The following is a 26,080-nucleotide window of genomic DNA, read 5'->3' on the forward strand; positions in this document are numbered from 1 at the left end:
GGGATTCCCGGTGTTTTTTGCTTTTTTAGTCAAAGAATTATAAACCCTCAGATAGCCGTGCCCCAATCATCTGAACAAATTGCTCAGCCGCAATAGACAGCTTTCGATCCCGTCGTACTGCAAAACCTATACTGCGAGGTAAAAGCGGATCTTCTAACTTCAACTCATGAAGCTTTCCACTATGAAGATCCTCTTGCACGAAAGAACGGCTGATAAAAGCTGCCCCATACCCTAATCTAGCGAACTCTGCTAGCAGTTCTATGCTCCCCAATTCAATATCTGGAATTACCGATAATCCCTTAGTCGCAAACCATTGTTCAACAAATACTCTAGTACTGCTCCCTTGAGAAAATAAGATTAAAGGCAGCTCTGACACTTCTCTCATGGTAAGTGAACGACTAGCTAATTCTTGATAGGCTTCACCTACTACAAAACAATCCTCTAACACAGCCAGAGTCTGTATATTTAGCAGTGGATCGTGAAGCGGCATATGGACAAAGGCACAGTCGATCTCACCATCTTTTAAACGCTTAGTGATGTCTGGCGTCTTCCCATGAGAGAGACGAATTCGTATACCTGGGTATGTGCTATGAAAGGTATTCAACTGCGGCAACAAAAGGTGCTTGATCAGATAATCACTGGCTCCGATTCGTATTTCTCCCTCATTTAACTGCTTCAAGCTCTCCAGATGCTTCTGTGCAGAATCCAGCATGGAAAAGGATTGCTCCACATATTCAAATAGCGCTCGTCCTTCTTCTGTAAGCTCTACACCTTTGGACAGCCTGTGAAACAGCTTCAGCCCTAAGGCTTCTTCCATTTGTTTAATGGCATAACTCACAGAAGGCTGTGTAATATGAAGTTCCCCTGCAGCTTTTGTTAAATTTCGATGACGTGCCGTTTGCCAGAAAATACGATACCACTCCAAGTTGAACATGTGGTATAGATCACCTCTATATCATTATGGTAAAAATCCAATTTCATTTATTTCATTTCATTCATTATAATCAGGCTAGAGGAATAATTCAAAGGGGTGGATGAAGTGGAATCCAATCAACCGGACTTAGAAGCACGTTCTCCATGGTCAACGAATAGCGATAAACACATAGTGAAGATTAGCCCAGCGAAAGCGGTAATCAATGGGACGATAACCATATCAGGAAGCAAAAGTCTGACGAATCGGGCCTTGGTAATCGCTGCTTTAGCTGATGGACGTTCAGAAATAAAGGGAATATTAAGAAGTGATGACTCTTACTGGTGTATTGAATCATTAAAAAAACTGGGGATTCCCGTTGTGATAGAAGAAGAGACAGCTGTTGTGGATGGATGTGGCGGCAACTGGCCGAATCCGACTGGTGAGCTATATGTAGGAGCGGCAGGTACGGTTGCGAGATTCTTACCGGCTGCACTCGCGGCAGGGACTGGCACTTGGACAATGAATGGAAGTAAACGGCTTTGTGAGCGACCACTCGCGCCATTACTCAATGCATTAACAACCCTGGGTGCACAATTTGAGTATAAACAAGCCGACCGTTGTTTACCTTTTACATTAGAGGCAAAAGGTCTGCAAGGAGGAAAGGCAACCCTGCCCGGCTCCACTTCAAGTCAATTTATAAGTGGATTACTGCTAGCCGCACCGTATGCCAAAGAACCGGTAACCGTGTATATTGATGGAGAAGTTGTGCAAAGAGACTATGTAGAGATGACCCTTACTATGATGGCCTCCTTTGGTGTAAAACCAGAAGCATCTCAGGACGGTCAATCGATAACGGTTCCTGCAGGAAAGTATCAAGGTCACACGATCAATTTAGAGCCTGATGTATCCACATGCTGTTACTTTTGGGCGGTAGCTGCACTTACGGCAGGACGTGTACGAATTGAAGGGATCAATGCTAGCAATACAAGTCAACCTGATATCGAGTTCTTAGACGTTCTGGAGGTAATGGGCTGTACCGTTGTTCGTGGGGAGAACTTTGTTGAAGTACAAGGTGTCCCACGGCTTAAGGGTGGATACACAGTGAGTATGAAGAAGTGGTCGGATCAAACACTAACAATGGCTGCTATGGCTATTTTTGCAGATGGTCCAATCACTCTAAAGGATGCCGCACATATCAGACATCATGAATGTGATCGGATAGCCGCGATATGTGAAGAAATAAGTAAGCTCGGAATACGTGTGGAAGAGTTTGAGGATGGTCTAACGGTATATCCGGGTCAGCCAATCCCAGCTTTACTAAATTCTCATGACGATCACCGGATGGCTATGGCGCTTTCTTTAATCGGCTTGAAGATTGAAAATATTCAGATTATCGACCCTGGTTGTGTCTCAAAGACCTGTCCAGATTATTTTGACCGTTTGTCAGCGTTAGGCGTACAGGTCCAATACTAAATAAGGAGTGCATATATAATGGCAGGAAATACATTCGGTGAAGTGTTCAAAATTACAACCTTCGGTGAGTCACATGGTGTGTCGGTAGGGGTCATAGTGGATGGTGTAACACCAGGCGTCGAGATTAACGAAGCGTATATACAGAAACAGATGGATCGGAGAAAACCGGGCCAATCTTCAGTGACTACTCCTCGTAAAGAATATGATGTTGTCCACATACAATCTGGAGTATTTGAGGGGAAAACAACAGGTACACCGCTCTTTGTAGTTCTTCAAAACCACGATATGAGACCAGAAGCGTACAGCGAGATCCAGGACGCTTTTCGTCCGGGCCATGCCGATTTTACTTATTTAGAGAAATACGGCATTCGGGATCATCGTGGTAGTGGACGTGCTTCAGGTAGAGAAACTGCGGCAAGAGTGGCCGGAGGTGCGATAGCTCGTAAGTTGTTAGAGAGAAGAGGCGTACAGGTAGTAGCGTACACAAAAGAAATCGGAGGCATAAGATGTGAATCCTTCGATGAGGGTGTGATTGAACAAAACGCTGTCCGTGCCTGTGATCCAATTGCAGCTGACAAAATGATTAAAAAAATTGAGGGGTTAGCCGAGATTGGGGATAGCTGTGGTGGCATTGTAGAATGCCGTATTCGTGGCGTGGTTCCGGGTCTTGGAGAGCCGGTCTTTGATAAATTGGATGCAGAACTGGCGAAAGCTATGCTGTCCATTGGCGCTGTTAAAGGGATAGAATTTGGAGCTGGCTTCGAAGCGGCAACGATGCTGGGGAGTGAGCATAATGACGCGATGAATAGCGATGGTTTTCTTACTAATCATTCCGGAGGAATCATCGGGGGGATTAGCACCGGACAAGAAATCGTATTTCGGATTAGTGTAAAACCGACCTCATCCATTTCTGTACCACAGCAAACGACTAACATCAAAGGGGAAGAACAAGAGATACGCACCGAAGGTAGACATGATCCATGTATTTGCCCGAGAATCGTCCCTGTTGTAGAGGCTATGGCCTGTTTAGTGCTGGAGGATCAGTACAAACGCCAAGCCGCTATGCTTGGATAATTCTAGAGCGGCATAATGGTGATGTTTGATTTTGACATGATCATTGAATTATTTTCCATTTAATGATATTTTTAAGATCGAATCATTGTCTCAGTCTACCCTGGAAGGAGCTGTACCATGGAACGATCAATTTTTATGAAAAGCATTGCTGCCCCTCTCGGCTTAATCCTGTTCTTGACCAGTATCGGTCTTGCCATTTCCTTTGCCTTCCCACAGCGGTCAAAAGCAGCGGTTGTTAAGTCTTCTGCTGCTTTTAGTTTGTTTGAGCAAAGAGTGAAGAAACCTTCATCTCTCAGTCTGGCCCAAGCCACCTTAGTCAATCGTATTGATGAGATGACGCTAGCAGAGGCTAATTTAGCCGTTTTACATTTGGAAAATGCCCTGAAAGCTTATCTACCTACAGCTATCAAACGAATGAATACGCCTGCTATTCAACAAGATATCAAAGATATTTATACTCCAGGCATGTCAATGGTGCTGGCTCGATCCAAGGTGAAGCAGTCCCAGACCCGTGTTGTTCTACAGGACTTGACTGCCATGGACTATAAGCTTGTATTGGGTGGCGGACGCTTTTATCCAATCATTCAATACAAAAGCTTCAAAGTGTTCAAACCTTACGTCTCCAAAGATTTGCAAGCCTATATCGAGCTGATGGCTACTGAGTCTGAGCAACCCTCTGCTGTGAACGGAACTTTGCTGATCAACTGGTACAAGGTCATAGAACGGGCTATGGCATATGAAGATTTTTTGTCAACCTATAAGTCTTCCAACCGTACAATAGCTATTAAGGAAGCCTATAACGTAGCCAAAGAATATGTGTTTAACGGTACCCAAAACTCTCCGCTCTTTGATAAGATAACGCAAGTGATGAGTGAAGAAGCGGCAATTGCATACGAGAATACATTGTCAGAAGCGGGGCCAGAGCAGATTGAAGCCAGCCCACTACTGATCCAGCTTGAAGAATTTTTGATGCTACTGGAGAAGAACGGGGATAAGAAGACGCAGGCTGTTAAGGATTTTCTGAAATCGATTTAAGCTATAAAAATTTCAAAATAATAACTCTTGGAAGGCACTAACGTCCTGTTAGTGTTTTTTTTGCGAAAGGAGAACCTATGAACCGAATACTAGTCATTGGATCTGCTGGATCGGGCAAATCTACCTTGTCTCGCAAACTACATTACATACTTGATCTCCCTGTTGTACATTTGGATACCTATTACTGGAATGCCGACTGGGTTCCTAAACCAAATGAAGAGTGGAATAATATTGTCGAACAATTTATCAATGAAGAGCATTGGATCATGGATGGTAACTATTCAAGAACGATGGATATCCGAATTAACAAAGCCGATTTAATAATTTTCTTAGATATGCCTAGACTTCTATGCATCTACCGAATTATCAAACGACGAATTATATATCACAAGAAATCCAGACCGGATATGAATCAAGAATGCCCAGAAAAATTAGATTGGGATTTTGTGAAATGGGTTTGGAATTATAGAAAAAAAGGTCGAGTGAACACTATAAAGAAACTTGAGCAGATTAAAGGACGTAAAGAGGTTGTTATTCTGAGTACGAGGAAAGAGATGGATGAGTTTATAGGGAAGGTGGAGAAGGAAGGGGCTGGTCTGGGATGACTTGCAAACTGTTAGTTCAATCTGTAAATAAGTCATTAGAAATTGTTGATTTGTACTTTGTACAAGGATGGTGTAGATACTATCACAACGGGTCATCCTGCGGTTAGAAAGTTTAACAATTCTAAGTTATGAGATGATCCTGAATGGGTGGATGGTGTTTTTGAAAAGCTTGAACAATATAAATTCGAACTGAACTCTTGAGCATGTAATTGGATGAAGAGCCAATAGAAATGATAAGCAATTAAAGCAGCGATGTGCTAAGGTTTTAATTCTCAGCCCTAGCACCGCTGCTTCATTTTTAGAGCATCTAATCCAATTCTGCTATCATCTCAAGGCTTTACCCAGGATCCCTTCAGATCCATTTCTCGAATACATTCAGCCGAGTCGTTCCTGTTGTCGTTAATCATTGGTGTGACCGGGTACACCTGCATTTCATCTGCTGAATAAGGCCGCAGAATCGGATTCAGTGCTTCCAGATCATTTGTCTCCTCATCAAGCCATCGAGTGATATCCTGTGGGGACAAAATCGCCGGCATCCGGCTCTCAAATTCGCTAATCAGTGGATTGGCATCTGTCATGACCAGAGAGCAGGTGCGAAGAGGCTCCCCGCGCGTATCCCGCCAAATTTCGTATAGACCAGCCACTCCGAACATACTGCGGTTATTCATGACTACCCGAACGGGATAAGTCTTCTTGCCTTCTTTTTTCCAATAGTAAAATCCGTTGCACGGAATAATACAGCGCTGCTTGTCCACCATCTTGCGATAGGTTGGATTCTGATGCACATTTCGGAGATCCGCATTGATCGCATCTTTACCCCAATAAGGAACGAAGCCCCAGCGGAACTCATCCAGAATTCGCTCACCATCTTGCTGTAATACGACAGGCATATCCTGTGTGGGACTAATATTATAGCGGTCTTTATAGTAGTACATCACCCGTTTGATTTCAAAATGATCCCTAATGTCTTGTAGTTCGGCCGCCAGAGAAAAACGTTGACACATGAAACATCAGCCTCCTTTTGTTTCGTAGTGTTTGTAAAAGGAGGTAAATTATTCATGATTTCCGTAGTCATTCATTCGCAATTTTTACAGTTGGCGCCTATTTTAGCGATCACTCCGTTTCTCCATGGCTTAACCTAGCTCCGTGGAAGCTTCCCTCCATACTGCGCTCTTAGCTGCTGCAATTTGTCTAATTTGCTTAGACTACCATCCCTATTTGCTAAACCTACCCCAAGGATCAGATTCTCAATAATATAAATGGGACCGACCATGGAGTGAAACTCCCAAACCTCAACTCTCCCGGCATAAAGTACAATATCTGCATCTTGGGATCGAGGATACACGAGTCTGTCGGTGATCAGAATGACCTGGTAATTAGCTTCACGTGCATGGTCCAAAATCACTTCGATTTCAGGTAACAGTTGAACAAATCCAAAGACAAGCAATACATCTTGTTGATCAGCATGCATTAAGGTCTCTAACAGCTTGTGTCCGCTGGGGGCCATTTTTTTCAGCTGTAGTCCGAAGCGCGCCATTCGATAGATCATCAGCTCCGCTAGTCCAGCACATGGACCGGGGCTATATACATAAACAATGCGAGCTGTAAATAGTGCCTCTACTGCACGTTGCAGCGCTTCGTCGCTCAAATAACGGCGTGTCTCTTGCAAATGATGTGAGCAATTATCCAACCATTAAGCAAGGCAACTACGAAATTGTGCTTTCGCCTTGTCTTCACACCAAAGTGAAAGCTTCGGTCATGATGAAGAAACTTTTGAGGAGCTCATTGGTGAAGCACCTTCCAGAGAGGATGCAGAGGTTGGTAACCTGGTCTAGCCGATTCCAAACATTCCTGTTATACTTTTTTCGTGAATGTAATCGGAGGTGGTACTGTGCTAATGTTGGTTTGCCCATTAGCTAGAAGTTCCTCACGCAAAGCCTAAATTAGGGCGATACTTTGCGTGAGGTGCGATAGGATGGATGATCGCCCAAACTAAATATTATCGTTTCTAATAATTGGCTTTGCACCTTATGAAATTTCAAAATATAAGGGGCTGAAGAGCAATGAATACACCATTTATTAGAAACCATCAATATAATTTTATTAAAAAACAAACAGACTTCCTTCTAAAAACACTGCGAACTGTAGCGGATCGAAGAGTCTTGGAGACGGTAAGATATCGTTCATCGTTGAATGTAGTAGAAGCTTTTTCAACACTAAGTGATAGTCAGCAACAGTTGCTGCAACAAATATCTGCCTTTGAGACTGCATACGATTTTCAGAAGTATCTTAGTGGATTAGAGCCTTATTTAGAACCTTTTCCACAGATTACACCGAAACAGATTCAGAAGCTATTCCCTAAGAATAAGAAGCTGAAGGTACCTGATTTATCAGTAATTGATTTTCGATATATGACATATTTGAGCTGGATAGATATTGCTACCAATAAATTATTTATTGTATATCCGTTCGAAGGGCAGTTTATCGGTATTGAGGGTAGAATGACACCAATGAACAAGAAGGGGTATTGCCTGTTCTGTAATCGGCAGCAACAGCTCGCCTTCTTTACGGTCAAGACCAGGCTTGCAAAATCTTCGCCGGATGATTACTCCTCCATTGGCCAATATATTTGCATAGAGAGCCAAGAATGTAATCATAGGATTACGGATACAGCAGCGTTAGAGAGATTCATTCTCTCCACTCGTGCATAATGTTAGGGTTAGCAAAGGCTGCTGTTGTAGGTAGCTTCAGACTATAGAGCAATAGGGTTTTGAAACGAATGATTTCCGTTTCGAAACCCTATTTACTGTTCGTTCAATTCTGAATTAATTTTTTTGAATATTGTTGAAATAGAAACAAAAAAATAATGTGATATAATATTGTTAATGCAAGAGTGGGTGGGAGGACAGGTCATGAACAAAGAAGATCAGATCCTAATGGGTGTCAGGGACCTATATAATAAGATTGTTTGGCTTAACAAAGATAAGATGGAGGCAAGTCTTAAGGGTTATACATCTTCCGAAGTACATTGTATTGAATACATTGAAAAAAATGTAGATTCCAACGTAACAAAACTTGCGGAGTCCTTTTTTATGACTCGCGGTGCCATAAGTAAATTAACTAAGAAACTCATAGAAAAAGGCCTGATCGAAAGCTACCAGAAGTCTGATAACAAAAAAGAAATCTATTTTAGGCTTACTGAGCAAGGAAAAGTAATTTATAAAATCCATGAGGACCTTCACAAAGAGTTTCAAGAGCGGGATAAAGCCGTCTTTGCGCAGATAACCGAGGAACAATTTGATAGTATGCTTAGTTTCGTGGAAAAGTATAGTAGTCATTTGGATGCGGAAATAAAGAAACAGGGTAAAGATATTAAATCGGAATAAAATTTCAATAATGAAAATGAAACCACATGCAGTCGGGCTCTATGGAGAACGGCTGCATTTTTATTGTTATTATTTTGTTGACAAGGAAACAAAATGGCGATACGATAAACATGTTTCCTAGGAATCAAAATAGTAACTTTAAGGAGTGAACATAAATGTCCATATTTAAATCACACAATGAACAGAACACAGGACAATCCGTAGATAAACACGCATTAATATTCGGTCTTATCTCTGTGTTTCTTTGCGGAATAGGCTTTAGTATCATAATGCCTGTCGTCCCATTCTTAGTGCAGCCTTATACAAGCAGTCCTGGAGAACAAGCAATAGTTGTTACGATGCTGACCTCGGTATATGCAGTCTGTGTATTTTTTGCAGCCCCCGTACTTGGAGCTTTGAGCGACAAATATGGCCGGCGTCCATTACTCTTAGTATGCCTGTTGGGTTCCGCCGTCGGGTACTTGGTTTTTGGCATAGGAGGGGCTCTATGGGTACTATTTGCTGGACGTATAATCGAAGGGATAACAGGCGGGAGCATAAGCACAATCTTTGCATATTTTGCAGACATTATTCCTTCGCAGCAGAGAACCAAATACTTCGGATGGGTAAGTGCAGTTGTAGGTGTAGGCACCGTCATTGGCCCAACGATAGGCGGATTACTTGCTAAGTTTGGTTATTCTGTTCCCTTGTATTTTGGAGCAATCATAACTTTATTGAATGTTGTTTATGGATTCTTTTTTATGCCAGAGAGCCTTGCCAAGAAGAATAGACTGAAGGAGATTACCTTTGTAAGACTGAATCCATTTTCACAGCTTGCAAACTTACTTTCCATGAAAAACTTAAATAGGCTGCTAGTCTCAGCGTTTTTACTCTGGATTCCTAACGGATCTTTACAGGCAGTATTTTCTCAATTTACGATGGATACTTTCAGCTGGAAGCCAGCACTAATCGGACTTATGTTTTCGATTATGGGTCTCCAAGACATCATTTCACAAGGTTTGATCATGCCAAAGCTTTTGAAGAAACTTAGTGATAAACGTATAGCAATTCTTGGAATGGCTTCGGAAATTATCGGTTACAGTTTTATTGCGTTATCTGCGTTGTTCTCATTCTATCCTCTTTTTATCGCTGGAATGTTTATATTTGGCTTTGGGGATTCGATCTTTGGGCCTTCATTTAACGGGATGCTTTCCAAGTCTGTCGATTCTAGTGAACAAGGTAGGATTCAAGGAGGTAGCCAATCTATTCAGGCTTTAGCAAGAATGATTGGGCCTATCATTGGAGGTCAGATTTATGTATCACTAGGCCATGCCGCACCCGCATTTATGGGGATGATCCTTATAGCAGCAGCCATACTCGTTTTGTATAAGCGTCCGGATGTAATTATGTAAACTACCTACGTTTAAGAACATATAAAAATAGGGTTTCAGAACTCAGGGACAAGTTCTGAAACCCTATTTGTCATAGTTATTGTTTGTTTTTGGAATCTTTATTGATAACCCGTGCAGGACGAGTTACCCAGTTCGTACGATTCATCGGCTTAACTGTATCAATTCTGGCATTTGACGGTTCATTTGAAGCTTCAGTCGCTTCTGTTTCAGTAGATGTTGTAACTTCTTGATCCACGCTTTTTTTCCTTGATAGTCCTGTTCCATCATGCTTGCCTCGGTTCCATACTCTTCCCTTACTCATACATACACTCCATTTCTATACGCTTATTCATAAACCATATCATATTAGGACAAGTTAAGGAAGAATGACATAAGCACAAATTGAAGGATTTTTCAAGTTATATTGGTTACTGGAGATTTCATTTGGCGATAGCTATAATAGTACTGATATTGAAAGGAGAGTACTTATATTATGGCAATCAAGATCATAACAGATAGCGGTTCTGACCTACCCCTTGACTACATGGAGAAGTATAATGTTTCCGTGGTCCATCTACCGGTTCATTTTGGGCATGAGTTAATGCCTGCGGATACGGATACGAAAACCTTTTATGCTAAAATGAGTGAATCCAAGGAGCTACCTACTACGGCAAGTCCAAGTCCAAACCAATTCCTTGAGACATTCAGGCAAGTAGAGGAAGGTACTGACATTATGGTCATTTGTATGTCCTCTAATATTAGTAGCACTTATCAGACGGCTATGATCGCTATGGAAATGTACCAAGAAGAAGGACACACCAATGCGATAGAGGTTATAGATTCCAAGACCTTTTCTGGCGGGTTGTCGCTGATCGTGGGCCTTGCGGCGAAGTGGTCACAGACTTGTTCAAGTCTGCAGGAACTGAAGGACAAGGTGCTTCAGCAAATGGATGAAGTTCGCGCATATTTTACACTGGATACACTTGAGAATGTAATGAAGGGCGGACGTCTAAGCCGGATATCAGGAGCGGTTGCTTCCGTGCTAAATATCAAACTACTGCTTAAAATCAGCGAAGAGGGTACTGTTGAGGTAGTGGAGAAGACCCGGGGTCTTACAAAGGCATTAAACCGGCTGCTTGCGCATTTGGATGAGAAGCAGCATGACTACGAGAAGGCTGTTATCGCTATAGTACACAGTAACTGTGAGAAGCTTGCGCTTGAGATTAAAGAACGCATCTTACAAAAGCACCCGTTCAAAGAAGTTTTACTCTCAAGTATGGGACCTGTAATGGGAACCTATGCGGGTGAAGGTGGAATTGGTGTTGCTTTTTAATAGGACTCCGAGGGCGTTTATATTTGCCAGCAGATGTTCAGATTTCTGGAATTATACGATCGTACATGGGACGAGTTCCTGTGTGCGATTTTTATTTAAATATAAGAATTTGATGGATGTAATAATTTAGCTATTCTTTAGATTGCGTTTAGGTGGGTTTAATAATCGAAGATTATAGTTAGATGGGGTGATTACTGTGTATACAATTCTAATCGCAGATGATGAAGCAGAAATTGTGGAATTGTTGAGATTATATTTAGAGAAAGAGTACAACATTGTGGAAGCGAACAGTGGGACTGAAGCGTTAATGCAAGTGCAGAACCAAAAAATTGATTTAGCGATTCTTGATATTATGATGCCTGGTCTAGATGGACTGCAATTATTGAAGAAAATTCGTGAGTTCCATCATTTCCCGGTGTTATTTTTATCTGCAAAAAGCGAACATTACGACAAAATACTGGGACTTGAACTCGGTGCCGACGATTATATTTCCAAACCGTTTAATCCTTTGGAAATTGTAGCTCGTGCAGGAGCTTTACTGCGGCGGGTACATCATTTTGACGCACAGATTATTGAAGAAAAGGCAGCTGAACAAATTGTATTGGGAGAATTGAGACTGGATCAAAGCCAGTGTCTGCTCTATCGTTCAGGAGAGCCCGTCGTTCTTACCTCTACTGAGTACAAAATTCTGGAATTAATGATGAAACAACCGGGTCGGGTCTTTACACGAAAAAAAATATATGAGGCGGTATGGGAAGATTTCTATGTGTACGAAGATAATAGTATCATGGTACATATCAGTAATATCCGGGAAAAGATCGAGGAAGACTCCAAAAAGCCGGTTTATTTAAAGACTATTAGAGGGCTGGGATACAAAATTGAAGCGCCTATGGAGCAATAGAGATCAACGACCTTTACAATCATCGCTGACGCTGGATTTTTTGTTATTCATCTGCATTTTGTTTTTTCTTGTGATTGTTTATTATTTGTTTATTAACCTTGATGTGACCCATATGTTCGAAAAAAATAAAATCGCTGATCCTGATTTGAAGGTTGAAGCGAGTGCCTATCGAGATAATCTGGAGCATGGGATAGAAACCAAACGGCTTCTGCATAGCGGTGGGTGGATTGAGATCTTGGGTCAAGACAAGAAGGTCATCGACGTAGTTGGAGAGAAGAAGGACGATGTAACACAATATACCGACAATCAGCTCTTAAATAACCTGGAAAACGGAGAAGATCAGGCGTACTTCTACTCGTTGACTACACGTAATAATGAGAATGAATCTGAGTGGCTGCTTTTGAAAATCCCTAGAGAAGTTATCGACATTTCAATTAATAGTGATCCATTAGTTGAATACTTCAACCACTCGCTTTCATACTATGTTTTTTTAGGAGTTGGAATGGTTCTCTTGCTTATTATCGTGTACAGCTATTGGGTGGCACGAAGAATCAGGAAGCCGCTGCGTATTATTACGCTTGGTTTGAAGCAGATGATTGAAGGAAATTATGATACTCGTATCTCGCTATATGCAGAGAAAGAATTTTCGCAAATTGGGGAGACTTTTAATTATATGGCGGACGTAATTGAGAAGACAACGAAAGAAAAACGTCAAGCAGAAGAAAGTAAGAAACGTATGATGGTTGATCTTTCTCATGATCTGAAGACACCCATTACGAGTATACAGGGGTTTGCACAGGCGTTGGTTGAAGGTCGTGGTGAGGACGAAGAACGCCAGAAACGTTATTTAACCTATATCTATAATAAATCCTCGCAAGTGACCAAGCTGATTCAAAATATGGTGGAGCTACTTAAAATAGATTCCCCAGATTTTTTACTACGAATGGAGCGTCATGAATTGGGCGAGTTTATTCGTGAAATCGTTGCAGACTCCTATGGTGAGATTGAACAAAAGAACTTCATCCTGCAGCTGAATGTTCCTGAACAGGAAGTCTTCGCAAGCTTCGATGCGGAGCTACTCTCGAGTGTAGTTCATAATTTGATCTCCAATGCTTTGACCTATAATCCGCCAGGCACTCATCTGCGAGTGGAGGTTATCCCCTCGGAGAGCGAGGTTACCATTGAAATTGCAGATACCGGAGTAGGCATTCCTGAAGAGCTTTGGTCAACGCTTTTTGATCCGTTTGTTCGAGGAGATAAAGCGCGGTCAACTACAGGTGGAACGGGTCTTGGTTTATCCATTGCTATGAAAAATACAGAGAAAATGGGTGGAACGCTTCATCTCAGTCGCGGAAAGAAGGAACCAACGGTATTCACCATACGTATTCCCAAATATAACGAGATGAAAGACACCCGAAAATAGAAGATAGGAGAGAACTATGGCTAAACTGAACACATTCATTCGAGTTTGTATAGCGATCCTTTTGGTGTTAGGTATCGTATTTTTAGGCTCACAAGTTAATTTTATTTTCAGTCCAATCTTGTCCTTGTTCAATGTTATTATCGTGCCCTTAATGTTGGCAGGATTTTTCTATTATTTACTCCGACCTCTAATCAATACTTTGGAGAGATATAAACTAAATCGCTCTGTTGCGATCATCATCGTATATGTGGTCATTGCATTGCTCTTGTTTGGTTTTAGTATTGGAGTATGGCCTTCACTTCGAACACAGCTAATTAATTTTGTAGATAATATGCCAAATCTGATCGCAGCCGTGAATCAGCAGTTATTGAGGCTCGAGGACAGTGGATTCTTGGCTTCTATTATCCCAGCAGATATGGATCTTGCTTCCCAATTGACTGAATATTTAAATAAAGGATTTAATCTGATTTCGAACTACGTAACGGGTCTATTCTCCTTTGTTTCAAATTTCGCGATTATTTTATTTACCTTTCCTATTATGTTGTTTTACATGCTTAAGGAAGGTGGGAAATTTGGTCGTAAGATTGTAAGTTTCTTTCCAAAGAAGTATCGTGGAGAAGGGACTACAATGATGAGTGAAATTGACAGTGCGTTAAGTGGATTCATTGTTGGTCGGGTATTAGTCAATCTGGCACTTGGTGTTCTGATGTATATTGGTTTCCTTATTATTGGACTACAGTATGCATTGTTGTTGACAGTGATTGCTGTTGTGATGAATTTTGTACCTTTCATTGGTGCAATTCTCTCCAGTATCCCAATTTTCATTATCGGATTCATCCAATCGCCGTCCATTGCAGTATGGTCCATCATCATCGTTCTTGTAGCTCAGCAAATTCAGGATAATCTGATTGCTCCCTACATTTTTGGGAAAAAGCTTGATATTCATCCGCTGACAACGATCATCTTAGTGTTGGTTGGTGGAGATATAGGCGGGATTATTGCGATATTGCTGATTATTCCATTGTATATGATTGTGAAAATCCTCTTGACCAAAGTGTATAATTTGTTTGTTAAGAACCACAGGGCAGAGTCAGAGGTAGAAGTAGAGGTAGAGGAGAGCCTTTAATATCTCTTAAATTAACAAATATGGAGGTTGTTTATGTGAATGAAGGAACGGAGCAAGGATTAATTCATATCTCAGATGATGTAGTCACATCGATCGTTGGACAGGTGGTTCTGGAAACGCCAGGTATTGCCGGGATGTCAGGAAGTAATATTTCGGATAACTGGGCCAAACGTTTGGGCGGTAAAAATGTGAAAAAAGGATTGTCTGTAGAAGTGAAGGAAGTAGACGTTGCCATCGACCTGCGGGTTATTGTTAATTACGGATGTGTGATTCAAGAGGTCTGTTATATGCTGCAAAAAAATGTGCGTAATGCTGTGGAGAATATGATGGGCTTGTCCCTTGTTTCGGTAAATGTGAAAGTTGAGAAGGTAGCCCTTCCAGTATAAGGATATCTCTCAAATAGGCACCGTGATATAGGCTTCTGCATAGAATGGAGCAAATCCATTTACGGAGGTCAGAGCATCCATGTCGACATATAACACTGGGCAAGAGCAGAATGTGATTTATCAGGCCGATCCTACGGTGATCCGGCACCTGCACGGTGTCCGTGATTCCTTGCATCAATCTTGCAAGCCCTACCTAAACCATAGGGTGAATGTACAGACTTTAGATGGCTTAGTGCATGAAGGCACTATTGCCGGAGTAGATAATAAACATTTGTATTTGAACGTTGCAGTTAATGGGCAAATGCCGCGCGGATATTATAACCCTTACCAACCGTATCATCCGGGTCCTGGTCATGGTCATGGTCCGTATCCCGGCCCGGGTCCTTACCCAGGTCCTCCTAATAATAATGTGATCTTGCCGCTTGTGTTGTTCGAACTGCTAGCTATTTCTTTACTCTAAAGTTGAATTCTATTGAATAAGAGCATGTACTGGTTTTGCGATCGTACGTTGACGCGACTAGTCATGTTCTTTTTTTGTGTAATTGATGTGTACTCTTGATATAATTGCTGTAATACTGGAGGTGTCATATGATTAGATATCCGATTTTGAACAAGAATGCGACAGTAGGGGTGACAGCACCTTCATCTGGAGTAGGCGCTCAAAATGCAGAGTTAATTAAGTTGGCTTCAAGTCGTTTGGAATCTAAAGGATTTAATATGATTTGCGGGGATACGGTATGGACGCAAGAGAAGGCTAAATCGGCACCGGCCAAAGTTCGTGCTCAGGAGTTTAACGAGATGATGAGCGCTGAGCATATTGATATCCTTATTCCGCCTTGGGGCGGGGAGCTGTTAATTGAGGTTCTTGAGTTTATTGATTTTGATACCATGAAGGACAAATGGATCTTAGGTTATTCAGATATTAGCGTGCTGTTGTTTGCAGTTACTTTAAGAACAGGGATTGCCACGGCCCACGGGACTAACCTTGTTGATTTAAGAGGAGAGTATTCAGATGATACCACAGCCATGTGGGAAGCGGTTCTAGAGACGAAAGCAGGGGATTCTATTGTCCAGCATTCATCGCTTAAATATCAGGGGGAATGGCAACATGATGCTCCTACGCCTTATGTATTTCACTTGACAGAAGATACCCGTTGGAAGACAGTATCCTCTGGTCCTGTAACTATGAAAGGGCGTCTGCTAGGGGGATGTATAGATGTAATTAGGCATCTGATTGGCACACCATTTGGCAATCTGCGGCATTTCCAAGAACAAATGATTAACAATGAACCGATCCTATGGTATTTGGAAAACTGCGAACTGAATACGGTTGATGTACGTAGGTCATTAGTTCAGATGAAGCTAGCAGGTTGGTTTGAGAATTGTTCTGGCATTATGTTTGGCAGAAGTCCTGCTAATCGACCAGTAGAGAACTACACGGCCGAAGACATCTACGCAGAGCTTTCTGAGGAACTCCAGGTACCTATTGTGTATGATATCGATTGTGGTCATATTCCACCGCAAATTACGCTTATTAACGGTGCGTATGCTGAAGTTGATGTGACGGACGGAGTAGGAACGGTAAAGCAATTTTTCTATGAATAAATGCATACAAAAAAAAGGGACAACCATTTGGGTTGTCCCTTTTACTATTAGTTCTGTGTATTTACAATTGCAGTGATTTCCTCATCCAGGTCTAGCCTTACATCTTCGCGGTATGCACGAATGCCATATTCGCTAAGCATGTAACGTAGAATCGCCTCGATCATGTTGGACTCAACTAAATATTGACTACGTCCCTGTACCCAAACCTCAGCAGAGTATCCGGTGTCTTCGTCCCAGCTCAGTTCTACTTGAACATCTTCAGGGCGAACCGCTTTACGTTCAGCCATGTGTAGGCAGAGGGCATTGATGATCTCATCCATGCTTAGAACCATTGTTGACATTAGTAACGCCCACCTTGATCTTCTAAGCGACGACGTTCTTTTCTGCGACGGAAGAAGGACATCACGAGCATTACGAGCACATAGATAGCAAGCATATTAATGACGAATCCTAGAATGTTACCAAAGGCACCCATACCGGCGAACATTCCGCCGAACAGTAACCCAGCCAAACCACCGATCATCATACCTTTCATTAAGCCACCACCGCTGAAGAATCCCCGTTTCGTATTCGCAGTAGATCCTGCTGTGGAGCTTTTAGTGCTATCGCTTTTTCTTACGTTATCGGTTGTTGATTTTTTTGGAGTTGTTGAATAGCTGCGAGTGCCGGATTTAAATCCGCCACCACCTCGCTTCGCATCCACAAAGTTCGGGGTAGCTACGGCGAAAAATAGAGTAAAGGCCATTACAATCATCATTACGCGTTTCATTGGTTTCATTTAGTACGAAAACCCTCCTGTGAGTATGAATTTATGTGCATGTTCAGTATTACGCAGCTAGTCTTACTAGGTTTCAATTTTTATTTAAAATATAAGAAAGTATATGCTTGTCATAATTTATACTTTTTAATTACAAAAAAAGCGTGGATCCAGGATCCACGCAAACAGCAGTCAGAGAGCTGTAACTTAAGTTATTTATATCCATCAACGACAAGCTCAAGCGCTCCGGTAGCCGGATCGATGATCATGCCATGCACTGGTACATTTGGGGGTAGTAATGGATGCTTATTGATCAGATTCACAGTTTGGGATACCCCTTCTTGGATATTGTCAAACCCGCGCAGCCATTTGGTAAGCTTGATCCCGGAATTCTCCAGCGTGTTTAACACCTCTTCGGATACTCCGCGTTCTTTTATGGAATTGATCATATGATCTGCATTGAGGGAAGCCATACCGCATTCATAGTGCCCAACTACGATAACTTCCTCCGCGTCAAGTTCATATAACGCAACCATGACACTACGCATAACACTACCAAAGGGCTGAGAAATAACCGCTCCGGCATTTTTGATGATTTTGACATCACCGTTCTTAAAGTTCATCGCTTTTGGTAATAGTTCAACCAGACGGGTATCCATACAAGTGATAATCAACATTTTTTTATCTGGATAGCGACTTGTTAAATATGCTTCGTACTCTTTATTCTCTACAAAACTCTTATTAAAGTTAATAATATCGGATACATGGCTCATGACTGTTTTTCCTCCCTAAAATCACTGAATTGTACTTGCATTACGCATATCTCTTACCAGGATATTTTTTCCGTAAATCTGTGAATCACTGTCTAGCTTAAAGGAAGAGAATCTTTCCTCGGCATCCAGACGCATCTTGTCCTCATAAAAGATTTCCTGCTGGCGGCTTACGATAAAGGGAAGGGAATCACTTTCAATCCTAGAATCGCCGTCCTCCACTTCTGAAACAATTAGTAATACATTAATTCCGTCACACCCGCAGCCTTCCGTATCATAAAAGAGCTTGAAAAATCCTGGCCGATCTTCAAGCCTTTCCTTCAACTTCCTTTCTGCGAGAGGTGTAACTTGAATCATCATAGCCTGTTCACGCTCCTTTGAATTTTGTGCGAAGCAAGATCTGCTTCTTATGTAACCCATTGAATATTTTAAATTAGAGATGTTATCTCTGAAGTTGATTATACTCATTCAAAAAAGTATCATCAAGAGGAGTCGGCAAAACAGAGAAAGCAGGTGTAATAAAATGGAACAGCAAGTGAAGGAACAGTGGGAGAAATTTAGCGAGTTATTATCAAAAATAAGTGGATATTCAGAGGCCATAGAATTACTTCACTGGGATTTACGCACCGGTGCGCCACGTAAGGGAGTAGAGGTTCGTTCGGGTACGATTGGGATGCTGAGTGGAGAACTGTTCAGACTCGGAGTTTCGGAGGAAATGGGAGATTTTACAGCATTTTTTACCCGTCCTGAAGTGATTTCCCAGCTATCACATGATCAGAAGAAGATCGTTACCGATTGCCGTAAAGAATATGAGCGCAGCAAGAGCATCCCTTCCAAAAGATTTGAGGAGTACGCTGTCCTGTCCGCACATTCCCAAACCATCTGGGAAGAAGCCAAGGAGAATGATGATTTCGCTACTTTTGAACCTTACTTAAGCAAGATAGTTGCTCTAAAGCAAGAATTTATCGATTATTGGGGTGTAAAAGGAACGCGGTACGATACGCTTCTTGATATGTATGAGCCTGATCTTACGGTAGAAAAAGTGGATGAAGTATTCAGCCGCCTGCGCAGCCGTTTGGTACCATTGGTAGAAGCTATCGCTGCTTCGCCCAATAAACCGGACACAAGCTTCTTACAGCAGATCTTCCCTAAAGAACAGCAGGAAAAGTTCGGCAACTTTATTTTAGAGCAAATGGGCTACGATTTTGACGCAGGTCGTTTAGATGAGAGTGTGCATCCTTTTGCAACAGGATTGAATCCAGGCGACGTTCGTATTACAACCGCTTATCTGCTTGATAATGTGACTAGTGCCATATTCAGCTCACTACATGAAGGTGGTCATGCGCTTTATGAGCAAAATATCAGCAAGGATTTTGTTGGAACACCACTGGCACAAGGTGCATCGATGGGGATTCATGAATCTCAGTCGAGACTATGGGAGAACATGATCGGACGCAGCCGGGCTTTCTGGCAACGTTATTACGGGGATCTTCAGCAACAATTCCCGGAGCAGCTTGCAAATGTGGAGTTGGAAGATTTCTACCGGGCGATCAACAGCGTGGAGAACTCATTTATCCGGATTGAAGCAGATGAGCTTACATACAATCTGCACATTATCGTACGTTATGAGATCGAGAAGCTTATTTTTAATGAAGGCCTTTCTGTAAAAGACTTGCCTCAAGTATGGAATGCTAAGTATCAAGAGTATCTGGGTATTACTCCGCCATCTAACGCACTTGGTGTGCTGCAAGATGTCCATTGGTCTGGCGGGGATTTCGGATACTTTGCTTCCTACTCCTTAGGTAATATGTACGCTGCACAGATTCTGAATACACTTCGCAAAGAGTTACCGGAGTTTGATGAGTTAATTGCTGCAGGGAACCTGTTACCTATTAAAGAGTGGCTAACCGATAAGATCTATCGTTTCGGCAATAGCTTAACGCCTTCACAAATTATTGAGCAAGTAACGGGGGAACCACTGAGTCCAGATTATTTAGCTGATTATTTAGAAGCGAAGTATACGGAGATTTACAAACTGTAATCCAGTAGGGTACGCGTGGTATAATAGAAAGAAAGCTTAGACGGAAGGATATGGATATGGCAAATACTCACACCTACAGCCGGAGAGAAGAAGTCGCGAATGCGATTACGCACGGGATTGGAACGGTATTAAGCGTGGCTGCACTTGTTCTGCTTGTTGTTTTTGCAAGTCTGAAAGGAACGACATGGCATGTGGTCAGCTTCTCCATCTATGGAACGACAATGCTGCTTCTGTATCTGAATTCAACACTAGTGCATAGTCTCAAAGAGGGTAAGGCGAAGGATTTGTTCGAATTTTTCGATCATTCCGCTATTTATCTGTTTATTGCTGGCACGTATACCCCCTTTTTGTTAGTCGCCATTCGGGGAACGCTTGGATGGAGTTTGTTCGGCGTTATTTGGGGAATCGCAGTGTTCGGCGTTTTCTTCAAGGCATTTTTTGTTAAAAAGTTTCTGTTCATGTCCACCATATTCTACATCGCAATGGGCTGGCTAATTGTAATCGCTTGGAACCCTCTTTCGGCTGTTGTAGCAGACGGAGGAATGATCCTGCTGATGGCTGGAGGTATACTCTATACATTAGGTACTGTTTTTTATGTATGGAGAGGGTTTCCATACCATCATGCGATTTGGCATGTATTTGTCCTTGCGGGTAGTGTCACACACTTCTTCGCCGTATTGATTTATGTACTACCGATCCAATAATTTCAAGCGTATTTATTGCGTGAAAAAGGGATTTTTAATAAAGAAAGAGATGACAAGCAAAAATGCTTGACATCTCTCTTTCTTTTAGGTATCATAAGGGACGTTGTGAAGGTGTAAAGTGTTTTTCCTTGACGAAGGGAGTGCCCTTAATGAGTCAGGAGAATAGGCTCGAGAAAACGAATCGTATCAATCTGCTTTTTGCCTTTTATGAACGACTGCTTACAGATAAGCAGCAAACGTTTCTTAAATATTATTTTCACGACGATTTTTCCTTGGGAGAGATTGCCGCTGAATTTGAAATCAGCCGCCAAGCCGTTTATGAACATATTAAACGGGCGGAGCAAGTCCTAGAAAATTATGAAGAAAAACTTGGTTTATTAGTGAAGCATGAGAGTCGTACCAAATATTTAGAAGAACTGCGCAGACTGCCGGAGAATGGGATGCTGCCTGAGCAATATAAACTTCGGTTCGCGGAGATCGTGGATCGCTTGCAGAGGTTAGAGTAGCATGAAGGGAGAAACTGCATATGGCGTTTGAAGGTTTAACCGGAAGATTGCAGAATGTGTTCAGCAAGCTGCGCGGTAAAGGTAAAGTATCCGAAGATGACGTAAACGAAGCTATGCGCGAAGTACGGTTGGCCCTTCTGGAAGCCGACGTTAACTTCAAGGTAGTTAAAGAATTCGTGGCTAAGGTGAAAGAAAAGTCTATTGGCACAGAAGTGATGGACAGCTTTACACCTGGGATGGTCATTATCGACATCGTTAACAAGGAACTAACCGAGCTGATGGGCGGAAGCCAAGCGAAGCTGGCCAAGTCGAACAAGCCACCAACTGTCATTATGATGGCGGGTTTACAAGGGGCGGGTAAGACAACCACTTCGGGTAAGCTGGCGAAGCTGTTACAAAAGGGCAATCATCGTCCATTGCTTGTTGCGGCAGATATTTATCGCCCTGCTGCGATCAAACAGCTTCAAGTACTTGGAGAACAAATTAAAGTTCCAGTATTCTCGCTAGGTGATCAGACTAGTCCGGTAGAGATTGCCAGACAAGCTGTACAACATGCGAAGGATAACGGACTTGATTATGTAATTATTGATACTGCAGGCCGCCTGCACATTGATGAAGAATTGATGGAAGAACTGAAGCAGATTCACAACATTGTAAATCCTGATGAAGTTCTGTTAGTAGTAGATGCAATGACCGGTCAAGATGCCGTGAACGTAGCTGAGAGCTTTAATAAGCAGCTTGAGCTTACAGGGGTTGTATTGACGAAGCTTGACGGCGATAGCCGCGGTGGTGCTGCACTATCCGTCAAAGCCGTAACTGGTTGCCCGATCAAATTCGCTGCGCTAGGTGAGAAGATTGACGCATTGGAGCCGTTCCATCCGGAACGTATGGCTTCGCGGATTTTGGGTATGGGTGACATGTTGTCGCTGATTGAGAAAGCTCAAGCGAACATTGACACTGATAAAGCTAAGGAAATGGAACGTAAGATGCGCAATGCAGAATTTACGTTTGATGATTTCCTTGAGCAAATGGATCAGGTGAAGAAGCTTGGCCCGATCGATCAAATTCTTGACATGCTGCCTGGCATGAACAAAGCCAAGGGCATTAAGGATTTGAAGGTTGACGACAAGCAAATGGGCCGCGTTGAAGCCATAGTTCATTCTATGACTAAGACGGAAAAGCGTCAGCCCGAGATCATCAACCATAACCGCCGCAAGCGTATTGCTGCTGGTAGCGGAACTTCGGTTGCCGAGGTCAACCGCCTCATTAAGCAATTTGATGAGATGCGTAAGATGATGAAGCAATTCTCAGGCATGATGGGCGGAGGCGGCAAAGCCTCTAAGAAGAATGCGATGAAGCAGCTTAAAGGTCTAGGTGGAAAAGGTATGAAGTTCCCTTTTAAATGATCTTGCTGTTCTAATATCTCGAAACTATTATAAGGAGGTGATTTTTCGTGGCAGTACGTATTCGTCTGAAAAGAATGGGAGCGCATAAAGCGCCTTTCTATCGTGTAGTGGTTTCCGATTCCCGGTCCCCTCGTGACGGTCGTTTTATCGAGGAAATCGGTTATTATAATCCGATTGAACAACCGGCAGTAGTTAAGATCGATGAGGAAAAAGCTCTTAAATGGCTTCAAACAGGTGCGCAAGCATCTGATACAGTACGCAACTTGCTTTCCAAAGCAGGCGTAATGAAGAAGTTTCATGAGCTTAAGCAACAGAAATAATGACTGATTGCGAGGGTCCTCTATGGAAGAATTAGTTGGAGTAATTGCTAAGGCTTTAGTGGATCATCCAGAAGATGTGACGGTACGAGCGGTGGAGAAGGATCACCTAATTGTCTATGAACTGTCCGTACATCCTGATGATGTTGGAAAGGTCATTGGCAAACAAGGAAGGATCGCTAAGGCGCTCCGTACAGTAGTCACATCTGCAGCAGTCAAGAGCGATAAACGCGTAACTGTAGATATTTTATCTTAAATGATGCGTACAATGAGGGGCTAGGGATAGTATATCCCGGCTCCTTTTTGTTCAAATATAGATTAGATGAAGCTTGTAAAGGAGAGGGTTGTATGACAGAAGAGTTAACCGTAGGCAGACTTGTGAATACGCATGGTATTCGCGGGGAGATTAAAGTACTATCCCATACCGATTTCCCTGATGTTCGTTTTGCTGCAGGTAAGAAGCTGCAGGTGATCCCTGCAGATGGCAGTTCTAAATTCGAAGTAACTGTAGAATCCGCTCGTGAGCACAAGGGTATGTTCATCGTTAAGCTCAAAGGGTATACGAACATCAATGAAGTGGAAAAATATAAAGGAAGCCTCCTGAAGGTTCCGAGTAATGATCTGGTGGATCTCCCTGAGAACGAATACTACTTCCACCAAATCGTCGGTTGTGAGGTATACACGGATGAAGATGAAAATAAACCACTCGGTACGATTACAGAAATCTTACAGCCTGGTGCGAATGACGTATGGGTTGTTAAGCCTGCAAAAGGACAAGACATCCTAATTCCTGTAATCAACGATGTGGTCCTGAATGTGGATATAGAAGCCAAACGAATTGTTGTCCATTTGATGGAAGGGTTATTGCCATGATGAGAATTGATGTGCTTACGCTCTTTCCGGAAATGTGCGAAGGCGTATTCAGCACAAGTATTCTTGGTAAAGCACGTGAAAAAGGAATCGTCTCCTTAAATGCTGTGAACTTCCGTGATTTCTCGGGAAATAAGCATAATAGTGTGGATGATACACCGTATGGCGGTGGCGGGGGTATGGTGCTCAAGCCTGATCCGATTTTTAATGCAGTCGAGCATGTGCTTGGTATTACACCGAACGAGGAAGATCACAATCGATCTGATGAAGTGGGCTCTGTGAAGCCGCGTATCATCCTTATGTGCCCACAAGGAAAAACTTACAATCAGAAGATTGCAGAGGAACTGGCGCAAGAGCAGCACCTAATCTTCATATGTGGGCATTATGAGGGATATGATGAGCGGATTCGTGAGCATCTGGTAACTGATGAACTTTCAATGGGTGATTACGTGCTAACAGGTGGAGAGCTGCCTGCGTTGACGGTTATAGATTCCATAGTCCGGCTTCAGCCAGGAGCACTTGGAAATGAAACCTCTGCGATATCTGACTCGTTCAGCACTGGACTGCTAGAATATCCACACTACACACGTCCTGCCGAGTTTCGCGGCTGGAAGGTACCAGATATTTTGCTGAGTGGTCATCATGCTAACATCGACATATGGCGGAGAGAGCAGGCACTGCTGCGCACGTTGGAACGCAGACCGGACCTGCTTGAGACTGCAGAACTTACATTGAAAGACAAAAAGACACTGGAACGTCTAAGAAATGTGGACAAACCGGAGTGATAATTTAATGAAACAGGTATATTTGACGTCTTTTTAACGTATCTTACGTTGAGGAGGCGTTTTTGTTATGTGTACCTGAGAACAAATAAAATAATAGTTTTCAAAATAATATGAGTATTGGTGCGTTAAAAGCTTCTTTTTAGGGTAATGAATAGAGGTGCCGCACTAATATATGCAGCTGATAACGCAGCAAGCTTAACTATTGAAGGGAATGAACTGAAGTGACTACGAAGACGCATGAAGAATTCAAGCCTAACGTGGACACAATCCACAAGGAAGCGGAGCCGCTCCGCACCGTGAATGATATTATCGATTTTTATACAAATCGCAATGCCCATTCGCCATTTAAAGAGTGAACATATAAGATTGAATGTTAGGCTTAATAAAACCATTAGATACAGTGAATTTTGTGTTCGCTGTCGCTAATGGTTTTATTCTTTTAGAAGGTAACAAAGCTTGAATCCTATTACTCCGGTTAAACTGTAAATAACCACTTTCCGATGAGATCTAGTATCTCAGCGAAAAGTGGTTATTTTTGAAATTATAAGAAAGTATAAGTTTCACGATATACTTTATTCTTATAATTCTCGCACAAACGCTTACCGTCCTTAAAAGGACGCCGTAGGCGTTTTAGCTTGCTATAAAAGTTCGTGGAGGCACATGTTATTCTTTGCGTAAGATTTTGTGTACTCCTGTAAGGAGTGAGTACAGCGCAACACATACGAGAACAGTAACAGCCCATGCGTAGTTGCGAACGGTGTAAGTAAGTGAAGCTAAAATAACGAAAATGGTGATACGCAGTACGCCTTCTTTAATAAACTGTTTTCTTTCTACATTCATGAGATTGGCCTCCTCGAATGGATGGGATATTGCGGACTGCTAGCCGTAGATAGGTCTTACATTATCTATAGCCTTGAGGAATACGAAAGATACAAGGATCGAAAAAAGTAAATATTGACCCAAAGTCCGACCTATGTAAGTTCGCCGTTACCGACCTGTACTCCTACACATAGATTATATCATTACGAACAAGGAGGAGTACACTAGTGGAAGCTTATTATAATTGTTTGCGTTGTAAGGATAGAAGGGTGCGGATTCTGACTAGAGACGGTAGACAGCATGAAGGCGTTATTACAGATGTAGACAGATACAATGTTTACTTAAGAACTGACAATGGTTCTGTGCATACTTCTGCTTTTTGGGGAAATTCTTTTGCCGGAAATCAGATCTTAACTTTAAGTTTATTCACTCTGCTAGCCATCGCATTAATCTAATCGTTAGGAAACAAAAACAG

At 42.3% G+C, this 26,080-nt stretch carries 33 protein-coding genes; 24 read left to right on the top strand and 9 right to left on the bottom strand.

Annotated features, from left to right (window positions below):
* Nucleotides 1-37: 37 nt before the first annotated feature.
* Nucleotides 38-934, bottom strand: coding sequence for a LysR family transcriptional regulator (locus tag MKX35_RS14640; protein ID WP_076285386.1), 897 nt, complete (start codon nucleotides 932-934; stop codon nucleotides 38-40).
* Nucleotides 935-1,039: 105 nt separating this feature from the next.
* Between MKX35_RS14640 and aroA the strand changes: the two genes are divergently transcribed.
* The 4 genes from aroA to MKX35_RS14660 all read left to right on the top strand — a co-directional run bounded on the left by aroA (nucleotide 1,040) and on the right by MKX35_RS14660 (nucleotide 5,100).
* Nucleotides 1,040-2,386, top strand: coding sequence for a 3-phosphoshikimate 1-carboxyvinyltransferase (gene aroA / locus MKX35_RS14645; RefSeq protein WP_076299266.1), 1,347 nt, complete (start codon nucleotides 1,040-1,042; stop codon nucleotides 2,384-2,386).
* A gap of 18 nt (nucleotides 2,387-2,404) precedes the next feature.
* Nucleotides 2,405-3,460: a chorismate synthase gene (gene aroC / locus MKX35_RS14650; protein WP_076299265.1), complete on the top strand. Its 1,056-nt coding sequence runs from the start codon at nucleotides 2,405-2,407 to the stop codon at nucleotides 3,458-3,460.
* A 117-nt stretch (nucleotides 3,461-3,577) separates the two neighbouring features.
* Nucleotides 3,578-4,495 (top strand): hypothetical protein, encoded by a 918-nt coding sequence (locus tag MKX35_RS14655; RefSeq protein WP_076299264.1) that lies wholly within the window; start codon nucleotides 3,578-3,580, stop codon nucleotides 4,493-4,495.
* 77 nt (nucleotides 4,496-4,572) lie between these two features.
* The gene (locus tag MKX35_RS14660; protein WP_076299263.1) at nucleotides 4,573-5,100 is read left to right on the top strand and encodes a DNA topology modulation protein; all 528 of its coding nucleotides are present in this window, start codon (nucleotides 4,573-4,575) and stop codon (nucleotides 5,098-5,100) included.
* A 329-nt stretch (nucleotides 5,101-5,429) separates the two neighbouring features.
* On the opposite strand, the gene MKX35_RS14665 is transcribed toward MKX35_RS14660, so the two are convergent.
* On the bottom strand, nucleotides 5,430-6,104 hold the full coding sequence (locus MKX35_RS14665; protein WP_076285391.1) for an SOS response-associated peptidase: 675 nt from the start codon (nucleotides 6,102-6,104) through the stop codon (nucleotides 5,430-5,432).
* A 134-nt stretch (nucleotides 6,105-6,238) separates the two neighbouring features.
* The gene (locus MKX35_RS14670) at nucleotides 6,239-6,790 is read right to left on the bottom strand and encodes a MurR/RpiR family transcriptional regulator (protein WP_143759402.1); all 552 of its coding nucleotides are present in this window, start codon (nucleotides 6,788-6,790) and stop codon (nucleotides 6,239-6,241) included.
* Between the two features lie 373 nt (nucleotides 6,791-7,163).
* Here MKX35_RS14670 and MKX35_RS14675 point away from each other — a divergent pair, with 373 nt between their 5' ends.
* From MKX35_RS14675 to MKX35_RS14685, 3 genes are all read left to right on the top strand, one after another.
* Nucleotides 7,164-7,811: a FusB/FusC family EF-G-binding protein gene (locus tag MKX35_RS14675; RefSeq protein ID WP_076285393.1), complete on the top strand. Its 648-nt coding sequence runs from the start codon at nucleotides 7,164-7,166 to the stop codon at nucleotides 7,809-7,811.
* Between the two features lie 201 nt (nucleotides 7,812-8,012).
* Nucleotides 8,013-8,486, top strand: a complete 474-nt coding sequence (locus MKX35_RS14680; RefSeq protein WP_076299261.1) for a MarR family transcriptional regulator — start codon at nucleotides 8,013-8,015, stop codon at nucleotides 8,484-8,486.
* 155 nt (nucleotides 8,487-8,641) lie between these two features.
* A complete protein-coding gene (locus MKX35_RS14685) occupies nucleotides 8,642-9,877 on the top strand; it encodes an MFS transporter (RefSeq protein ID WP_042189497.1) in 1,236 nt (411 codons plus the stop codon).
* Between the two features lie 76 nt (nucleotides 9,878-9,953).
* Here MKX35_RS14685 and MKX35_RS14690 read toward each other — a convergent pair whose 3' ends face one another.
* Nucleotides 9,954-10,178: a hypothetical protein gene (locus MKX35_RS14690; protein WP_076285396.1), complete on the bottom strand. Its 225-nt coding sequence runs from the start codon at nucleotides 10,176-10,178 to the stop codon at nucleotides 9,954-9,956.
* A 171-nt stretch (nucleotides 10,179-10,349) separates the two neighbouring features.
* On the opposite strand from MKX35_RS14690, the gene MKX35_RS14695 reads away from it, so the two are divergent.
* From MKX35_RS14695 to MKX35_RS14725, 7 genes are all read left to right on the top strand, one after another.
* Nucleotides 10,350-11,189, top strand: coding sequence for a DegV family protein (locus MKX35_RS14695; RefSeq protein ID WP_076285397.1), 840 nt, complete (start codon nucleotides 10,350-10,352; stop codon nucleotides 11,187-11,189).
* Between the two features lie 196 nt (nucleotides 11,190-11,385).
* Nucleotides 11,386-12,090, top strand: a complete 705-nt coding sequence (locus tag MKX35_RS14700; protein ID WP_042189491.1) for a response regulator transcription factor — start codon at nucleotides 11,386-11,388, stop codon at nucleotides 12,088-12,090.
* Complete coding sequence (locus tag MKX35_RS14705; RefSeq protein ID WP_076299260.1) at nucleotides 12,068-13,513, top strand: sensor histidine kinase; 1,446 nt, start codon at nucleotides 12,068-12,070, stop codon at nucleotides 13,511-13,513. Before MKX35_RS14700 ends, MKX35_RS14705 begins: the two co-directional genes overlap by 23 nt.
* Before the next feature lie 16 nt (nucleotides 13,514-13,529).
* Nucleotides 13,530-14,639, top strand: coding sequence for an AI-2E family transporter (locus MKX35_RS14710; RefSeq protein WP_042189487.1), 1,110 nt, complete (start codon nucleotides 13,530-13,532; stop codon nucleotides 14,637-14,639).
* A gap of 35 nt (nucleotides 14,640-14,674) precedes the next feature.
* On the top strand, nucleotides 14,675-15,025 hold the full coding sequence (locus tag MKX35_RS14715) for an Asp23/Gls24 family envelope stress response protein (RefSeq protein WP_042129003.1): 351 nt from the start codon (nucleotides 14,675-14,677) through the stop codon (nucleotides 15,023-15,025).
* A 79-nt stretch (nucleotides 15,026-15,104) separates the two neighbouring features.
* Nucleotides 15,105-15,485: a hypothetical protein gene (locus MKX35_RS14720; RefSeq protein ID WP_076299258.1), complete on the top strand. Its 381-nt coding sequence runs from the start codon at nucleotides 15,105-15,107 to the stop codon at nucleotides 15,483-15,485.
* Between the two features lie 128 nt (nucleotides 15,486-15,613).
* Nucleotides 15,614-16,630, top strand: coding sequence for a S66 family peptidase (locus MKX35_RS14725; protein ID WP_076299257.1), 1,017 nt, complete (start codon nucleotides 15,614-15,616; stop codon nucleotides 16,628-16,630).
* Between the two features lie 47 nt (nucleotides 16,631-16,677).
* On the opposite strand, the gene MKX35_RS14730 is transcribed toward MKX35_RS14725, so the two are convergent.
* The 4 genes from MKX35_RS14730 to MKX35_RS14745 form a co-directional block, all read right to left on the bottom strand.
* Entirely contained in the window at nucleotides 16,678-16,962 is a 285-nt protein-coding gene (locus tag MKX35_RS14730) for a YxcD family protein (protein ID WP_076299354.1), read from the bottom strand.
* A gap of 8 nt (nucleotides 16,963-16,970) precedes the next feature.
* Entirely contained in the window at nucleotides 16,971-17,399 is a 429-nt protein-coding gene (locus MKX35_RS14735) for a membrane protein (protein ID WP_042194151.1), read from the bottom strand.
* Nucleotides 17,400-17,599: 200 nt separating this feature from the next.
* Nucleotides 17,600-18,160: a beta-class carbonic anhydrase gene (locus MKX35_RS14740; RefSeq protein WP_042189481.1), complete on the bottom strand. Its 561-nt coding sequence runs from the start codon at nucleotides 18,158-18,160 to the stop codon at nucleotides 17,600-17,602.
* 21 nt (nucleotides 18,161-18,181) lie between these two features.
* On the bottom strand, nucleotides 18,182-18,517 hold the full coding sequence (locus MKX35_RS14745; RefSeq protein WP_076299256.1) for an iron-sulfur cluster biosynthesis family protein: 336 nt from the start codon (nucleotides 18,515-18,517) through the stop codon (nucleotides 18,182-18,184).
* A gap of 163 nt (nucleotides 18,518-18,680) precedes the next feature.
* Between MKX35_RS14745 and MKX35_RS14750 the strand changes: the two genes are divergently transcribed.
* The 9 genes from MKX35_RS14750 (at nucleotide 18,681) to MKX35_RS14790 (ending at nucleotide 25,142) form a co-directional block, all read left to right on the top strand.
* Entirely contained in the window at nucleotides 18,681-20,198 is a 1,518-nt protein-coding gene (locus tag MKX35_RS14750; protein ID WP_076299255.1) for a carboxypeptidase M32, read from the top strand.
* A 56-nt stretch (nucleotides 20,199-20,254) separates the two neighbouring features.
* Nucleotides 20,255-20,902 carry a PAQR family membrane homeostasis protein TrhA gene (gene trhA, locus MKX35_RS14755; RefSeq protein ID WP_042189474.1) on the top strand — a complete coding sequence of 216 codons (648 nt, stop codon included), beginning with the start codon at nucleotides 20,255-20,257 and terminating at the stop codon, nucleotides 20,900-20,902.
* Nucleotides 20,903-21,051: 149 nt separating this feature from the next.
* Nucleotides 21,052-21,408, top strand: coding sequence for a YlxM family DNA-binding protein (gene ylxM / locus MKX35_RS14760; protein WP_036688609.1), 357 nt, complete (start codon nucleotides 21,052-21,054; stop codon nucleotides 21,406-21,408).
* Nucleotides 21,409-21,428: 20 nt separating this feature from the next.
* Nucleotides 21,429-22,814 carry a signal recognition particle protein gene (gene ffh, locus MKX35_RS14765; RefSeq protein ID WP_042189471.1) on the top strand — a complete coding sequence of 462 codons (1,386 nt, stop codon included), beginning with the start codon at nucleotides 21,429-21,431 and terminating at the stop codon, nucleotides 22,812-22,814.
* A 47-nt stretch (nucleotides 22,815-22,861) separates the two neighbouring features.
* Nucleotides 22,862-23,134: a 30S ribosomal protein S16 gene (gene rpsP, locus MKX35_RS14770; RefSeq protein ID WP_036688604.1), complete on the top strand. Its 273-nt coding sequence runs from the start codon at nucleotides 22,862-22,864 to the stop codon at nucleotides 23,132-23,134.
* Nucleotides 23,135-23,156: 22 nt separating this feature from the next.
* Nucleotides 23,157-23,387, top strand: coding sequence for a KH domain-containing protein (locus MKX35_RS14775; protein ID WP_042128982.1), 231 nt, complete (start codon nucleotides 23,157-23,159; stop codon nucleotides 23,385-23,387).
* A gap of 92 nt (nucleotides 23,388-23,479) precedes the next feature.
* Nucleotides 23,480-24,004 (top strand): ribosome maturation factor RimM, encoded by a 525-nt coding sequence (rimM, locus tag MKX35_RS14780; RefSeq protein ID WP_076299254.1) that lies wholly within the window; start codon nucleotides 23,480-23,482, stop codon nucleotides 24,002-24,004.
* Nucleotides 24,004-24,786: a tRNA (guanosine(37)-N1)-methyltransferase TrmD gene (trmD, locus tag MKX35_RS14785; protein ID WP_042194150.1), complete on the top strand. Its 783-nt coding sequence runs from the start codon at nucleotides 24,004-24,006 to the stop codon at nucleotides 24,784-24,786. Before rimM ends, trmD begins: the two co-directional genes overlap by 1 nt.
* 221 nt (nucleotides 24,787-25,007) lie before the next feature.
* Nucleotides 25,008-25,142 (top strand): hypothetical protein, encoded by a 135-nt coding sequence (locus MKX35_RS14790; protein WP_256716277.1) that lies wholly within the window; start codon nucleotides 25,008-25,010, stop codon nucleotides 25,140-25,142.
* Nucleotides 25,143-25,449: 307 nt separating this feature from the next.
* Here MKX35_RS14790 and MKX35_RS14795 read toward each other — a convergent pair whose 3' ends face one another.
* A complete protein-coding gene (locus MKX35_RS14795) occupies nucleotides 25,450-25,626 on the bottom strand; it encodes a hypothetical protein (protein ID WP_156113147.1) in 177 nt (58 codons plus the stop codon).
* A gap of 206 nt (nucleotides 25,627-25,832) precedes the next feature.
* On the opposite strand from MKX35_RS14795, the gene MKX35_RS14800 reads away from it, so the two are divergent.
* The gene (locus MKX35_RS14800; RefSeq protein ID WP_042189469.1) at nucleotides 25,833-26,060 is read left to right on the top strand and encodes a hypothetical protein; all 228 of its coding nucleotides are present in this window, start codon (nucleotides 25,833-25,835) and stop codon (nucleotides 26,058-26,060) included.
* The last annotated feature ends 20 nt before the right edge of the window (nucleotides 26,061-26,080 follow it).

Source organism: Paenibacillus sp. FSL R5-0923 (genome assembly GCF_038009145.1).
Classification (GTDB): Bacteria; Bacillota; Bacilli; order Paenibacillales; family Paenibacillaceae; genus Paenibacillus_AQ.

Bases quoted from the DNA above. Each gene is read 5' to 3' on its own strand.
- MKX35_RS14640 (WP_076285386.1), bottom strand. From the start codon at position 934: ATGTTCAACTTGGAGTGGTATCGTATTTTCTGGCAAACGGCACGTCAT.
- aroC (WP_076299265.1), top strand. From the start codon at position 2,405: ATGGCAGGAAATACATTCGGTGAAGTGTTCAAAATTACAACCTTCGGT.
- MKX35_RS14655 (WP_076299264.1), top strand. From the start codon at position 3,578: ATGGAACGATCAATTTTTATGAAAAGCATTGCTGCCCCTCTCGGCTTA.
- MKX35_RS14660 (WP_076299263.1), top strand. From the start codon at position 4,573: ATGAACCGAATACTAGTCATTGGATCTGCTGGATCGGGCAAATCTACC.
- MKX35_RS14665 (WP_076285391.1), bottom strand. From the start codon at position 6,104: ATGTGTCAACGTTTTTCTCTGGCGGCCGAACTACAAGACATTAGGGAT.
- MKX35_RS14675 (WP_076285393.1), top strand. From the start codon at position 7,164: ATGAATACACCATTTATTAGAAACCATCAATATAATTTTATTAAAAAA.
- MKX35_RS14680 (WP_076299261.1), top strand. From the start codon at position 8,013: ATGAACAAAGAAGATCAGATCCTAATGGGTGTCAGGGACCTATATAAT.
- MKX35_RS14685 (WP_042189497.1), top strand. From the start codon at position 8,642: ATGTCCATATTTAAATCACACAATGAACAGAACACAGGACAATCCGTA.
- MKX35_RS14690 (WP_076285396.1), bottom strand. From the start codon at position 10,178: ATGAGTAAGGGAAGAGTATGGAACCGAGGCAAGCATGATGGAACAGGA.
- MKX35_RS14695 (WP_076285397.1), top strand. From the start codon at position 10,350: ATGGCAATCAAGATCATAACAGATAGCGGTTCTGACCTACCCCTTGAC.
- MKX35_RS14710 (WP_042189487.1), top strand. From the start codon at position 13,530: ATGGCTAAACTGAACACATTCATTCGAGTTTGTATAGCGATCCTTTTG.
- MKX35_RS14720 (WP_076299258.1), top strand. From the start codon at position 15,105: ATGTCGACATATAACACTGGGCAAGAGCAGAATGTGATTTATCAGGCC.
- MKX35_RS14725 (WP_076299257.1), top strand. From the start codon at position 15,614: ATGATTAGATATCCGATTTTGAACAAGAATGCGACAGTAGGGGTGACA.
- MKX35_RS14730 (WP_076299354.1), bottom strand. From the start codon at position 16,962: ATGGTTCTAAGCATGGATGAGATCATCAATGCCCTCTGCCTACACATG.
- MKX35_RS14735 (WP_042194151.1), bottom strand. From the start codon at position 17,399: ATGAAACGCGTAATGATGATTGTAATGGCCTTTACTCTATTTTTCGCC.
- MKX35_RS14740 (WP_042189481.1), bottom strand. From the start codon at position 18,160: ATGAGCCATGTATCCGATATTATTAACTTTAATAAGAGTTTTGTAGAG.
- MKX35_RS14745 (WP_076299256.1), bottom strand. From the start codon at position 18,517: ATGATGATTCAAGTTACACCTCTCGCAGAAAGGAAGTTGAAGGAAAGG.
- MKX35_RS14750 (WP_076299255.1), top strand. From the start codon at position 18,681: ATGGAACAGCAAGTGAAGGAACAGTGGGAGAAATTTAGCGAGTTATTA.
- trhA (WP_042189474.1), top strand. From the start codon at position 20,255: ATGGCAAATACTCACACCTACAGCCGGAGAGAAGAAGTCGCGAATGCG.
- ylxM (WP_036688609.1), top strand. From the start codon at position 21,052: ATGAGTCAGGAGAATAGGCTCGAGAAAACGAATCGTATCAATCTGCTT.
- ffh (WP_042189471.1), top strand. From the start codon at position 21,429: ATGGCGTTTGAAGGTTTAACCGGAAGATTGCAGAATGTGTTCAGCAAG.
- MKX35_RS14775 (WP_042128982.1), top strand. From the start codon at position 23,157: ATGGAAGAATTAGTTGGAGTAATTGCTAAGGCTTTAGTGGATCATCCA.
- rimM (WP_076299254.1), top strand. From the start codon at position 23,480: ATGACAGAAGAGTTAACCGTAGGCAGACTTGTGAATACGCATGGTATT.
- trmD (WP_042194150.1), top strand. From the start codon at position 24,004: ATGAGAATTGATGTGCTTACGCTCTTTCCGGAAATGTGCGAAGGCGTA.
- MKX35_RS14795 (WP_156113147.1), bottom strand. From the start codon at position 25,626: ATGAATGTAGAAAGAAAACAGTTTATTAAAGAAGGCGTACTGCGTATC.